Annotated in this window: 9 protein-coding genes; 1 reads left to right on the top strand and 8 read right to left on the bottom strand. The window is 44.2% G+C overall.

What is annotated here, in order from left to right:
* Positions 1 to 178: 178 nt before the first annotated feature.
* From DXN04_RS04325 to DXN04_RS04290, 8 genes are all read right to left on the bottom strand, one after another.
* Positions 179 to 1,189 (bottom strand): AAA family ATPase, encoded by a 1,011-nt coding sequence (locus DXN04_RS04325; protein WP_116852055.1) that lies wholly within the window; start codon positions 1,187 to 1,189, stop codon positions 179 to 181.
* Complete coding sequence (gene pnuC / locus DXN04_RS04320; RefSeq protein ID WP_116852054.1) at positions 1,182 to 1,811, bottom strand: nicotinamide riboside transporter PnuC; 630 nt, start codon at positions 1,809 to 1,811, stop codon at positions 1,182 to 1,184. Before pnuC ends, DXN04_RS04325 begins: the two co-directional genes overlap by 8 nt.
* Positions 1,811 to 3,784 (bottom strand): TonB-dependent receptor, encoded by a 1,974-nt coding sequence (locus DXN04_RS04315; RefSeq protein WP_116852053.1) that lies wholly within the window; start codon positions 3,782 to 3,784, stop codon positions 1,811 to 1,813. Before DXN04_RS04315 ends, pnuC begins: the two co-directional genes overlap by 1 nt.
* A gap of 167 nt (positions 3,785 to 3,951) precedes the next feature.
* Positions 3,952 to 5,229: a histidine-type phosphatase gene (locus DXN04_RS04310; protein WP_158568840.1), complete on the bottom strand. Its 1,278-nt coding sequence runs from the start codon at positions 5,227 to 5,229 to the stop codon at positions 3,952 to 3,954.
* A gap of 5 nt (positions 5,230 to 5,234) precedes the next feature.
* Positions 5,235 to 6,596: a hypothetical protein gene (locus tag DXN04_RS04305; protein ID WP_116852051.1), complete on the bottom strand. Its 1,362-nt coding sequence runs from the start codon at positions 6,594 to 6,596 to the stop codon at positions 5,235 to 5,237.
* Positions 6,597 to 6,617: 21 nt separating this feature from the next.
* Positions 6,618 to 9,386 (bottom strand): TonB-dependent receptor, encoded by a 2,769-nt coding sequence (locus DXN04_RS04300; RefSeq protein WP_116852050.1) that lies wholly within the window; start codon positions 9,384 to 9,386, stop codon positions 6,618 to 6,620.
* A 243-nt stretch (positions 9,387 to 9,629) separates the two neighbouring features.
* The gene (locus DXN04_RS04295) at positions 9,630 to 11,189 is read right to left on the bottom strand and encodes a tetratricopeptide repeat protein (RefSeq protein WP_116852049.1); all 1,560 of its coding nucleotides are present in this window, start codon (positions 11,187 to 11,189) and stop codon (positions 9,630 to 9,632) included.
* A gap of 38 nt (positions 11,190 to 11,227) precedes the next feature.
* Positions 11,228 to 12,262, bottom strand: a complete 1,035-nt coding sequence (locus DXN04_RS04290) for a serine hydrolase domain-containing protein (RefSeq protein ID WP_158568839.1) — start codon at positions 12,260 to 12,262, stop codon at positions 11,228 to 11,230.
* 139 nt (positions 12,263 to 12,401) lie between these two features.
* On the opposite strand from DXN04_RS04290, the gene DXN04_RS04285 reads away from it, so the two are divergent.
* Positions 12,402 to 13,238 (top strand): SDR family oxidoreductase, encoded by an 837-nt coding sequence (locus DXN04_RS04285; protein WP_116852429.1) that lies wholly within the window; start codon positions 12,402 to 12,404, stop codon positions 13,236 to 13,238.
* The last annotated feature ends 57 nt before the right edge of the window (positions 13,239 to 13,295 follow it).

The raw sequence follows: 13,295 nt of genomic DNA, 5'->3' as shown, positions 1-13,295 counted from the left end.
TCTTCTGTATATCAAAATATCCATTATTTTATGAAAAAGAACCATTCAAAAAAACTCCGGCTGGGCAAGCTTAAAATCTCCCGCTTAGCCACTGACAATCAAGCTAAAGGAAACAACAATGTAAAAGATGCCACCAGTAATTCCAGTTGCGGTCACATCTGCCCCACAGTTTGTTCTATTAACTGTGTGTGACGCTTGAAAAGTTTGCGCCTTGTGAACGAAAGTTTACAAGGCGATTTATTAATGCTACAGCCTGCTCAAACCGTTCTTCCCAATCACCACTGATCAGTTCATAATTAACGCCATATTTTTCCAGCACATTCCTGTGTGAAAGATCCAGTTCATTTCTTGCCGCTTCATTCATACGGGTGCCATCCTGCACAAAGGGTACATCATTATCCAGGTACAAATAGAGATCTGCTTTATTTATTGCGAAGGTATTTTCTTCGACCTGCATTGTTTGTCCGAATGCATATTCCCCATAAGAAATGGTAATATGAATGTCTGTATCTACGATGATTAAGGGAGCATCAGCAGCCTGTATATTCCGGGCATGTGCAGTGGCAATAGTATACAGATCATCCATGCTGAAATCGTTGGAGTCTTCTACTATATTACGGCCGGCTTCCATTACTGCCACTGCGTTGAAGTACCTGGCCAGTCTGCCGGTGAGGGTGGTCTTACCGGTGGATTCCGTACCTAAGATCACCACTTTTCTCATCATAGTTGCTTTTACACTGTCAGGCAGGTAAGGCCATGCCAGGTCCAGGTTATTCCTCACCATGGTAGCAGAAACCGGAAAGCGTTTTCTTTCAGGATCAAAGGGAATGTGCTGAATGCCCATGAAACCTGCCACCAGTTCACCATAAGGTTCTGAGGTAACCAGGATGCTGTAATCAGCGAATAATTCTTTGAAAGCTGCTGCCCATACTTCGGATACACTTGCGGAAGTTACTGAAGTGCTGGGAAGGATCTTTTCATCATAATGATAAGTCAGGATTTCTACCCGTTGTTCCTGTCTGAATGTTTCATCCAGCCAGGATTTTCTCAACACAGCCGGCATGGTTTCCTGGTCACTGACACAAATCAATACTGACAGGAAATCACATTTTGTGAGGGCAAATCGGATCATTGCCTCATGACCTTTGTGAAAAGGCATATACTTCCCAAATACAAATGCTTTACGCATACCTCAATTTTTTATGCCACTGCCACAATCCCCAGGATGCGAGTCCTAAAAAGATGACATATTCTATTGACAAAAAATTAATTCCTTTGACCAGGTATAGTCCTACACTAATTACATCTACGATTATCCAGCAGATCCAGTTTTCCAGTTGTTTCTTTGCGAGCAATATTGTTGCCAGGATGCTTGCTACTGTTACAAAAGAATCTACATATGGATAAGCCGCCGGATGCGGGAAATATGCAGGCAGCCAATGAGGCAGGTTCCTGATACATGTTCCTAACAATAAGGTTCCGGCCAGCAGACTGAAGATATACCATTGCCGGGTGCTTGTACTGAGTCTTGTGATGGGTACGTCCGCCTTATTACTCTTCCAGTGGTACCATCCGAAAATAGTGACTGCAAAAAAGAATACCTGCAGCAACATATCTGCATACAATTGCACCTGGTAAAATAAGATAGCCAATGCTGTCTCGTTGATAATGCCGGTGGGCCATGTGAGCACATTCCCCCTGGAGGCATAATAAACGGAGATAAGGCCGGACAGGGTGCCCAACAGTTCGATATAACTGAGCGGGTACCCCATTATGGTAAAAGCAATATGGTTGATATCCAGGTAGTTCATCAAAAGCTGTATTTAAAGGCTGCATACACATTAGCCGGTGCCTGCACAAATAATTTACGGGTACCGTCTGCTTCTACATAACCATTGTTGTAATACTTAGCGCCGGTAATATTGTTCACAAAGAAGCTAAGCGTACAGCCACCCAGGGTATATTCTGCCCTGGCATTCACTAAAACGTAGCCTTTGATAGTATTGGTATTAGCGAAGTCCAGGTAAGACCGATCCTGGTACCTGCCGGATACTGCCAGTCCAAGTTTCCGGTACTGGTATCCTACTTCCTGGTTAATAATGAACCGGGGAGTAAGAATGGGACTGAATGTGGTACTCTTTTCTTTAATACGGCTGTGATTGAAAGAGCTGTTGTTACTGAAGCGGAAAGCGTGGCACCGGTAATCAGCGTTGAGTTCTATACCTGTTCTGTAGCTGCTCTTTACATTGTCTGTGAGCAGTAAACCATTCGGACCAATCTTGCCATTCAATACGATTTCATTGCTGAAGTTCATATAGTAGCCGTTCAACTGGAAGTTGAATCGTTTATGATTGACCCTGATGCCCAGCTCCTGGTCTACAACAGATTCTGCCTGTTGATTAAAAGTACTGTTAGCAGGCAGGTCGTCATTACCAGCGAATAAATCGTTTCTGGTTGGTTCACGACCAGTGCGGCCAATGCTGTAATACAGGCTGGTGTAGTTATTCACAGCGAAGTTTACACCCGCTTTGGGATTAAGGAATTGCCAGTGCATTTCGTTGAATGGTACGCTGCCTTTGTAATCGAAGGTAGTCCATCTGTATTGCAGATCAGCATACAGGGTGAAGCGGTTCAGGTAATATTCTATCTTGCTGAAAGCACTTAATTCATTCTTATATCCCTTGTTGCGATAGAGTTCTCCCTCTACATTGTCAGTTCCCAAATGGCGACGGTTGTAAAGATTACCATGAATGCCGGTAGTCCATTTAAAATGATCTTTTGACAAGGTATAGTTACTGAATAAACCTACAAAGTGTGACTGGAAATTATAATCAAACAGGTAGCCTTCTGATGGAAGGCCTATATAGTTGTTGACATCAAAGCCATAACCACCTTTCAGGTAAGTATAGTATACACTGGAGCTGATAGTTGCGTGAGCAGCAGGCTGCCAGATATTTTGTAACTGCACCAGGCCCTGGAAGAAGTGATCTTTTTCATCGGGAAGATTAGCATTTGTTCTTCTGTCTTTTGCAATGAGTGTGTCAGCGACACCCAGCCAGGCCATGTCGTTCTTTTGATGACCAGCCATAATATTGAGCTTCCAGGTACTTTTATCATAGAATAATCCACCACTCACAAAGATGGATTGGGAGTTATTGGCAGCATGGTATTTATACCCATCTGTGTAGACTTTCGATGCACGTACATAGAGGGCTTTGTGATGCTTAATACCGGTCTGGTATTCTCCAAAGAGGCGATAGCTGTTGTAAGACCCATAGCCGCCACCGATAGTCACCTTTGCAGTATCATGGAGATCCGGCGAAAAGAGCTGAACACTGCCGGCATAGCTGGCAGCCCCGTTCTTGGATGTACCTACCCCGCGCTGGATCTGGATATTGCTGACAGAGTTAAGGATGTCAGGGTAGTTGGAGAAATAAGCCCCCTGGTCTTCCGGTTCATTCAGCGGCATGCCATCGAGGGTGGTATTGATACGGGTTTGGTCCATACCACGCATCCTGTAATAGGAATAGCCCTGGTAGGAGCCGGCATCAGAATATACAGTGATGGAAGGAGTTTCTGAGAGGAGGAATGAAGGTTCCTGACCGGTGTTTTTCTGGTCAATGACTTTCATATCCAGGTTTTGATAGGTAACGGGCGTGATAGTATTGGCCTTGTAGATGACTACCTCATCCAGTTTCTTTTGGGTTATTGTATCCTTATCCTGGGCGTTGACAAACAAAGTCCATAACAATAGTGATACAGTGGCAGATAGATGTCGTTTCATATATTATATTGTCCTCTAAATTGTTATTAATGGGTTATCACATGACTAGGTCATAGGTAGATAATAATGTAATTATTACACAAATATAGGAATTGAATTTAAATAACAAAAAAAATGCTTCCACCTGTGGCAGAAGCATTTTTTGTCGCGGGTTTAAGTGCGAACGCTTATTTTACATTTAACAGGTATTTATGCATATCGTCACCTGGCTTCACTCCTATCTTTTTCAATTTAGATAAGTAATAAGTTTTCACCTCTTCCCATTTATAGTAGGGGTAGTTAGTAGTTTTTACCGGCAGGGCCACTTCTCTTTCATTCAACAGAACTTTGATGAGGAATTGTTTCCCATTGCTATAAATAACCCACTGGATATTTGCACTCAAAGGAATGATATTCTCTGCTTTCCAGTACTTATCATAATCATAAATACTGGCGGATGGCATGCTTGCTTCAGGAATACCCATGAGAGTCGCCAATGGAGCAATCGCTTCTGCATGCGAGAACCTTAGTACCGCATCTTTTTTCAACTTTCCTCTGATGAGGGCATCAGTTGAAGTAACCAGGTCCAATAACAGCGGAGCTGCGATCCTTGATTGTATACCTAAGGTATCCAGGCCTGCACCTTTCTCCAGGAAATCAGCGGCACTGTTTATTTTATCCAGCCATTGCAGGTCTTCCTTTGTAAAAGCTTTTCCGAAATCAAAATGCACATTGGCTTGCTGCATTTCCATGACCAGGGAGAACTGGATGCTGTAGAGGTCATACAGCCATTCAGCTACCGCTGCCTGATCTTTTTCAGGTAAGGTTGTTTTAAATAATCTTTTACTGATATCAGATGCGATCTTCTGGCTACGCGGATCATTTCGCAATGAATCCACTCTTATGGCGATGACCTTCCCATCTTTATATGCCTCATACGCCGGCGAGAGATCATAAAACCGCAGTACATTTTCATTTGTGTCCTGCACTATTTTAAACTCCTTCTTTCCTTTGTAATCTGCAAATGCTTTCAGGAAACCATCTGCACTCTGCCTTGTTCTTTTCTTATGCGTTACTGCAATTGACAGGCCACGGCCTTTAAAAGCACTTGCTTGTCTTTCGCGTAAACGCGAGCCTATTGCATGCTGTTCTGCATCGCCCAGTAAACTGATATTTTCGTAATTGTCTTTTTCTATTTCCAGGAAGTGTGCAGTCATAACTTTGATACTATCTCCCAGGGCTGTCAGTTGCGACTTATTCAGTAATGCCAGCAACTTTACATCACTTCCTGCTTTCGTCATGAATCGTGCACCATGTCTGCCTGTATAGTTCACATATGCAGCGCTGAATCCTTTTGGCACAGGTGTATAATCTGCCTGCTTAAACGGATAAGGGGTTTTCGTTCCTGTATAATTCTGCCCTACAGCGGTCACACTCAACAATAAAAAGAATACGATCTTATACATGCTCATTATTTAGAAGCTAAACTGGAAGAATAGTGCTGGTTGCCGGTACCATCAGACTGATAAGCCCCCATATCCACACCCGGTTGAAGAATAGTAGCACCATATGTACCGCCGCTTGTTACCTTTGCCTGTGCCTGGAAACTATCTGCGTCACCCTTTCTCAGACCTGGAGAACCTGGCAATAATGTCCAGTTATAAGACTGCGCAGTGATGATGGTCAATGGCATCTTTGAGATATCCAGTGGCGGGGTCACTGTAGAGAAATCAAACTGGTCAACATCGTAAGAACCAAAGATCGGATTCTTATCTTTTACTGATGCACTGCTGATGTCTGCACTTGCTGCCCTGCCTACACCATCTGTTGACCTGAACTGTTTGATCATGTAATCTGCATTGGCATAATAATACTGGTTATTATACGCAATGTGTGTAGTATCTGCATCTGAAGTAATTCTCAGGCCAAAGCGACAATTTACGATAATGTTGTTATAGACCTTACCCTGCGCACCTTTTTCATAGTTGATAGAACCACCACGACCTGACTTCACCTGGCGCATACCTCCATTCAGGATAGTATTGTTGTAAACATACACATTTGTCTGAACTGTGGCACCACCACTATTAGAAACTTTGAATGAGTTGGTAGCAGCGCCGATTGATACATTGTAGGCGACATCACCTACGGTACCTGCTTTCATGTTCAGCGACTCACCACCCGCTTTACCACAGGCTTCGAAGGTATTGCGCATAAAACTGATATTACCATGCAGGATACGGATCCCATCATCTGTACTGCCATAGAACCATGAATCTTCTACAATCACATGGCCATTGATATTGGTATAGCTCAGGAAATTGCGCGGATCGCCAGCAGCAAACACTGCAGGGTCAGCCGCATCACCGGCAGGGCCACCGGCAAACTCCATGTGGGTCCATTTAATGATCACATCACCACTACTCTCTCCACACTGGATACCACCCCAGAAACCCGCACCGATATTTGATGTAGTGCGGAGACTATCCGGTACTGTGATGAAATTATTTTTGTCCTGTGTACCCAGGCTGATGAAGGTACCATTATTAGTGATCTGAGGGCTGGTGGCAGTGGTTTTACCATTACCGAGGGCAATCAGCCTGGTTCCTTCCTGCATCAGCAGGGTATCACCGGCATTGATGGTAATATCAGCGCTGAAATAATAAGTATGGCCGGATTGCAGTGTACCTTTTACAGAACCGGACAATGTATCGGAGGTAATGGTCTGGCCTACAGTTACTGCAGCTGTAGATACCTTTACGGATTCTTCTTTATGACAGGCACTGAAAGCGAGTCCCAGTAAACCTAACAGCAATATATTTTTAGTTTGCATGGTAGTCGGATTTTGTTGTTCTTATAATTTGAATTTTACACCCAGCAGGTAGTTAGCGCCATAGGTATCTTTGCGAACGAATGTGTTCCTGCCCAGTGTCTGGTGAGGCACACTACCTGTAATACCGCTTGCAGTATAAGGCTGCCTGATCTCCAGTTCATAAGGTGTGTTCAGGATGTTGTTCACCTTGGCATACACGGCGAAACGCTTGCAGAAGCTCTTTTCGATGGAGAAGTCCATTTGTGCAAAACCTTTTTGCCAGATATCGTTGTTCAGGAACTGAGATACGGTGTTGATTCTTCGGCTGGTATAACCCAATGCCAGTTGCGCATTCAGACCCAGTTTATTGTCATCCTTGAACAGGAGTGATACATTTGCCACATGTGCAGACTGCCCCTGCAATGGTCGTGTCTGATCCACCTGCTTCTGGGATGTACCTGTGCCGGTGCTGTAGTATAAAGTTTTAGCAGTAGTAATGGCTGAGTGAGTATAAGTATAGTTTGCTCTTACCCCAAACCTGCGCAGGTATTTGGTTACATCCAGTTCGAAACCGTAGTTACTGGCTTTACCAAAATTGTCCGGCATGTAGTATACATTGGTACCCACATTCTCCAGCGCATACTCAATAGGATTGTTCAGTCTCTTGTAGAATACACCTGCCAGTACCTGGTCCAGTCCATGCGGATAATATTCGTAACGGAGATCGAAGTTGTCAGCAGTCGTTCTCTTCAGGTTAGCATTTCCTTTCTCCTGGTAGTCGGCATCGGGATCACCACCTGTATGAGGGATGACTTCATAGAAGTTAGGCCGGCTGATAGCAGAATAATAAGATAAGCGGAGTGCCTGGTGTTTGTCGATAGTATACTTCAGCAGGCCGCTTGGCAACACATCATAATAATTGATAGCGCCGGTTTTGCCGGAAACTGTTTTAGGCACTGCACTGTTCCAGCTCAGGTCTGTGTGCTCATACCGTGCACCACCTGTCAGTTCTAATTTGCGCCAGGTGATCTTTGCCATTGCATAAGCAGCACCTACATTTTCAGTAGCGTCATAGTTCAGTGCATTGGTAGCAGTACCTTCGCCATTGAAGACTGTGAAATTGTTGTGGTTGATATTACCGTCGTAAGTCTGTGTGCTTGGATCGGTAGGGCGCAGTGTGTATTCATCATAAGTGCTGGTCCTGGTTTTGTTGCGGTACATACCACCTACAGACCAGTCCACCTTTGCATCTGCGAGATCTGTTTTATAAGTGAAGTTCAGGTAGCCTGCTTTGTCCTGATCTGAGTTGCGGGTGAACTCGCGGGTAGAAGTACCATCCAGGTAAAGAGGAGCCTGTACCAATGCACCGGTAGTAGCATCTTTGCTTACACCGGTGGTGAGACTCAGGGTCGCTTCGTCAGGCCTGTTGTCGGCTGCCTTGCTGAATACAGCTGACCAATCCATATGCAGGCGTGGAGCGATCTCGTGGTTACCACTCAGCGTGGTGTTGAAGATCTGCTGTACGTCGTGGTAAGTACGGTAGCTGTTGCTGATACGGCCGGTTCCCTCGCCGGTACGGCCCAGGATCAGGTTGGTGTCTGACTTGCTTCTGAATTCATTCTTAGCCAGGTTCATATAGCCTACATACAATTTGACCTGGTTCTTATCATTCAGTTTCAGGTCAAATTTGGTATGCATGCCACTACGTTGCTGCTGGATGGAGTAATTCCTGGATTCGATGCTGGTTACTTTCGCATCGCCATTGTTCATGTCTGTTTCAGTATCGAAGAATACAGCATTTACATTACGGTAGTTATTCTGGTAGCTTCCTGCTACGATGATCCCCAGTTTATCTTTCCATACCCGACCACCGGCAGAGAGATTGAAGAGGGTATTGATTGGGTTATGTTTGGTATTGTAAGTGAAAGCATTGTTAGGGAAGTCCTTCATGGTAGCCTGGTAGCCTGCAGCATTGGTAGCTCTTGGAGAACGGTCCTGGCTTGCACTGTGATCGAAGGTGGTGAAGTCCTGGTGAGCGAATTTATCAGCATACCCCACAGCTGCATTTGCGCGGATGCTGAGTTGATTAGGTGCATCTTTCATCACCATATTGATAGCACCGCCAATTGCATCACCTTCCCTGTCGGGTGTGAGGGATTTGATTACTTCCAGTCTGTCCAGGAGGTCAGCAGGGAAGATATCCAGTGGTACATAACGGTTTTTATTGTCAGGGCTGGGGATCTTGATACCATTTACGAGGGTGTAAATATAACGTTTGTCCATCCCCCTGATGATTGGGTACTGACCTTCACCATTGGTGCTTCTTTCCAGGGAAACGCCTGAAATACGCTGAGAAACGTTGGCTACGGACAGGTCAGGAGAGATTTCGATAGTTCTGGCAGCAACGGAGTTCATCACAACGTTGGCCCTTCTGTCGGCCTGAATTGCGGAAGCGGCAGTCGTTTTATCATGCCTGCCGGAGATGTCTACGGCATGGAGCGAGCGTTCTTCTTTTTCCAAAGCTACTTTCAGCGGCGCACCGGTTGATAGGGTGCCTGAGAAATGTTTATATCCTACATATTTTACATGTACAGGGTAAGTACCTCCAGGAAGGTTTCTAAAAATGAAGGAGCCATTCAGGCCGGAAACTACAGATTGTTGTTTTCCTTCGGCTTCGATGGTGATGCTGGCACCTGATAAAGGGTCGCCGGAAAGTTGGTCAATAACCTGACCGCTCAGGTTGACCTTTTGAGAAAAAGCTGAAAGTGTCCCAACATTCAGCATGATAAAAAGAAAGAATTGTCGCTTCATTGTAGCAGTTTTAAAAGCTGCTGCAAGTTGGAAAAAGGCATATTTGAAACCGAAAAACAGGCGTAAACAAAATGTAACAGCGTTAACAGGAGCGTATACAAGACAGCAACAAGGTGTGTTAAACTACTGAAAATCAATCGTTACATTGTACATTAACAAATTGTTACCGTACGCAGGAGTGTAGCAGATTTAGATGTTTGAAATAAACTCTATTTAGAAGAATACTTTTAAATAAGTCCCTTTTTAAAGAGAATGAATGAAAGCTGACAGGCTTTCACCCTCATCTAAACCCAACTTTTTACGCAATCTGTAACGGGCCACTCTCAAACTATCCTGGGATATTGCCAGCAAAGTGGCCATATCTTTTGAGTTCATATTGAGTTTGATCAGGGCAGCTAAACGCACGTCATTGTAACTAAGATCTTCTTTTTTCTTCCGGAGGTTGGCAAAGAAATCCTGGTGGATCTGTTCAAATACATCCCGGAATTCATTCCAATATTCGTCGTGATTAAAACTTACATTGATTTGTTGGAGTACCTGTTGGATTTGTTTCTTCTGGTCACGCCTGTCATCTCTGGCCATCAACTCCAGTTTCCCCTTCAGTTCTTCCAGTAGCTGGTTTTTCTGGATCATGTGGAGGGTATTGGAAGCCAGTTCCTTTCCTTTTATCTCCAGTTCCTGTTTTAATTTATCCTCCTGTAGCTCCTTATTTTCCAGGGCCGTCTGCATCAGTTTCTGCTGGGAGGCGTGCATCAGGCGTTGCCGGCTCAGGATCACCCGGCCTAATACCAATAATAATATAATGACGATAATAGTAGCAATGGTGACGATAATGTGAATATCCCTGGTATGTTCCAGCCCAATGATCTCAGCATCCTTTTTATTAATATCGAATAAGACACTGAGAAATGCGGTCTGCCGGTTATTTTCCAGGGAATAGATATCTATAGTTGCCTTGCGGGAGAGTTCAGCGTATAAATAGGCACTGTCTTTCTGCTGCATGAGGGCGTAGGTCTTACCTAAATCCCTGTAGGCAGCCCCTTTTTCATAGAGGTCATTGGTTTTTTCTGCCAGCAGCAATGCCTGGCGGGTACGTAAAAGGGCTTCATTGTATCGGCCTGTTTTACGGAAAATGTCGCCCAGGTTGTTTAAGACTTCTATGCTGGCTACATTTTCCCGATCCTGTTCATAAAGTTCATACGCATGACTATAGTAATAATATGCAGAATCGAAATTTGAGAGGTCTTCGTAGATGCTGCCTATGTTTTCGAAGATCTTGGCCATACCCTGCTTCTTGGCAAGGCTGCTGTATTGGGACAATGCCTTTCGCTGGTAGGCAAAGGCGCTGTCATACTTAGCGCTTTTCTCGTATAAGTGGCCTATTTTACCATAGGTCATAGCAAGGCCTTCCCCATCTCCGCTTTGCTTATATATTAATAAGGCCTCATTATATTGTTTGCGGGCGATGGAACTCTGCCTGTTATAATAATATAAGATGCCCATATCATTCAGGTTGGCCGCAAGCAGGTCTTTCCGGTTTTGTTCCCGGAAAATTTTGTCAGCCTTGAGATGATATTCTAATGCCTGTGGATAATTGCCGAGGTAATAACAGATATTACCCATCTTTTGAAGTGATACACCAGTGGTGACATGATCTTTTTCTTCAATAGATTTACTATAAACTTCCTTCAATTTCAAAAAGGCGGAGTCGGGAAATTCGGGCGTAGTCTGTTCCGATTGATCTGCCTCCTGTGCAAATGCACTATTCACTGCCAATAATAAGCACAATAAGAAAATACGCATACTGATGGCAAAGAAACACCTTTAATATTAAGAAATTGTTAAGGCTTCTTATCCAGGATATCCCTGATCATCTTGCGGATTTCTAAACTTACAAGGGCGCTCTTTTTTAATTCTGTCCTGGTGAAGATGATACCGGCTACATGGTGTACCTCGTCTTGCCAGGGATGTGTACCAAAGGCACCGGGACTGCTTGTTTCAAGTATCTTCCCATCAGGACTCACTACATCAATCCAGTTGCCGATACCATAACGAACCGGTTTATCAGGTTGTGGAGAAAAAGGATTTCTGGGATAAGGTGTGTTTTCTATGGCTGCACCATTGGTTTGATCCTGTAGCATGGTAGCGATAGCTGCTTCGCTTAAGACTCTCTTATTTTTATAGACACCTTTGTTCACAATCATTTCCAGGAAGTGTATGTAGTCGGTAGCGGATGTTCTGACACCTCCGGCAATCATTGGATTTCGAAAGCTCATAATAATATAATTCGCATTCATATCGCAGGGCTTCCCGATCTTTTCATTAAATAATGCCTGCCAGGATTTGCCGGATACCATTTCAGCAATTCTACCAGCTACCTGCATACTCACACCGCCGTAATTAAATTTTGTACCCGGAGGATTGATCATGTCTGTGTATACAGCAATGGAATCGACTGCTGATTCGAGTGTCATAAAAGCGGAGGATTCATAACGCCCCGGGCTGTTGCCAGGAAAGCCGGAAGTATGCGAGAAGAGCTGGCGAATGGTGATATTACCTTTGTGATATTGGGAAAAAATGGGCAGGAATTTTCCAATGGTGTCTGTTAAGGATAATTTTCCTTCATCTACCAAAGACATGATTACAGCACCTGATAACCATTTGGAACAGGAAGCTACGAGTCTTTTATCATCCACCCCCAGGCCTGATTCCTTTTTATAAATCACCTTTCCATTTTGGGTGACCAATACAGCCACACCATTATCATATACACCCGCGTGGTCTTCGATATATTTATCGACAGCGGAGAAATCGTATTGTTGCCCATAGGCGATAGTACTATACAGGCATAGTAATGTGATGAATATCTTGCTCATAGACCGAAGGTACATGAAGGTGAAAGGTTTGCTGTTGATTTTCCCTGTGAAGCTGTTAAAATCCCACCTGAAATTTCGTTTTCTTACAATACCCGCTCCTGTGAAAGTGAGAATTTTGAGTCATAAAAATACAAACATTATGATTCTCATTACAGGCGCTACCGGCAACATTGGTACAGCACTCGCAAAACAACTGGCTGCACAGGGAACTGCATTTCGTGCACTGGTAAGATCACCTAAACATATACCAGGTGCTGACACCCTTATTGGCGATATGAGTGATAAGGATAGTCTGATAAAGGCCTTACAGGGAGTGGAAAAAGCGTTCCTATTAACCAACTCATCTGAAGAAGCGGAACAGTTACAAAGTAATTTTGTAGATGCTGCGGCTGCAGCAGGTGTCAAACATATCGTTAAGCTTTCCCAGTTTGCGGCAGAGAAAAACTCCCCTGTTCGGTTCATGCGTTATCATGCTGCTATTGAAGAAAAGATTATTCAATCCGGTATGGCCTACACTTTTTTAAGGCCTAACTTATTTATGCAGGGTTTATTGGGTTTTGCTGATCTAATCAAACATACACATCAGTTTTATGCATCCATTGGTGATGCACCGGTAAGCCTGGTAGATGTCAGGGACATTGCAACAGTAGCAGCGATAGCTTTATCGCAGCCGGATCATGAAAATAAAGTGTATGATTTAACAGGTCCGGCAGCCATTACACATGCACAAATTGCACAGTTTTTATCCGAGGCTACAGGGAAGTCAATTTCCTTTGTAGATGTACCTGCAGCAACTATGCGCCCTGCATTGATACAGGCTGGTTTTCCTGAATGGCAGGCAGATGGCTTGCTGGAAGATTATGCGCACTATGCAAGAGGAGAAGCGGCAGCTGTAAGTTCAGTTATTGAGGAACTGACTGGCAATCCTGCGCGGGATTTTGCATCTTTTGCAAGAGAGTTCGCCTCCTTTTTTTGACACTTCACCTGAAAGCTGCGCCGCTGTTTTCGTTGCATCCCTGATCTTTACAGCAGC

This window comes from Chitinophaga silvisoli (genome assembly GCF_003412465.1).
Taxonomy (GTDB): Bacteria; Bacteroidota; Bacteroidia; order Chitinophagales; family Chitinophagaceae; genus Chitinophaga; species Chitinophaga silvisoli.
This window is presented reverse-complemented; position numbering and strand designations above follow the sequence as displayed.

Excerpts from the sequence above, each read along its gene's own strand:
- DXN04_RS04325 (WP_116852055.1), bottom strand. The coding sequence starts at position 1,189 with ATGCGTAAAGCATTTGTATTTGGGAAGTATATGCCTTTTCACAAAGGT.
- DXN04_RS04310 (WP_158568840.1), bottom strand. The coding sequence starts at position 5,229 with ATGTATAAGATCGTATTCTTTTTATTGTTGAGTGTGACCGCTGTAGGG.
- DXN04_RS04300 (WP_116852050.1), bottom strand. The coding sequence starts at position 9,386 with ATGAAGCGACAATTCTTTCTTTTTATCATGCTGAATGTTGGGACACTT.
- DXN04_RS04315 (WP_116852053.1), bottom strand. The coding sequence starts at position 3,784 with ATGAAACGACATCTATCTGCCACTGTATCACTATTGTTATGGACTTTG.
- DXN04_RS04305 (WP_116852051.1), bottom strand. The coding sequence starts at position 6,596 with ATGCAAACTAAAAATATATTGCTGTTAGGTTTACTGGGACTCGCTTTC.
- pnuC (WP_116852054.1), bottom strand. The coding sequence starts at position 1,811 with ATGAACTACCTGGATATCAACCATATTGCTTTTACCATAATGGGGTAC.
- DXN04_RS04290 (WP_158568839.1), bottom strand. The coding sequence starts at position 12,262 with ATGAGCAAGATATTCATCACATTACTATGCCTGTATAGTACTATCGCC.
- DXN04_RS04295 (WP_116852049.1), bottom strand. The coding sequence starts at position 11,189 with ATGCGTATTTTCTTATTGTGCTTATTATTGGCAGTGAATAGTGCATTT.
- DXN04_RS04285 (WP_116852429.1), top strand. The coding sequence starts at position 12,402 with ATGATTCTCATTACAGGCGCTACCGGCAACATTGGTACAGCACTCGCA.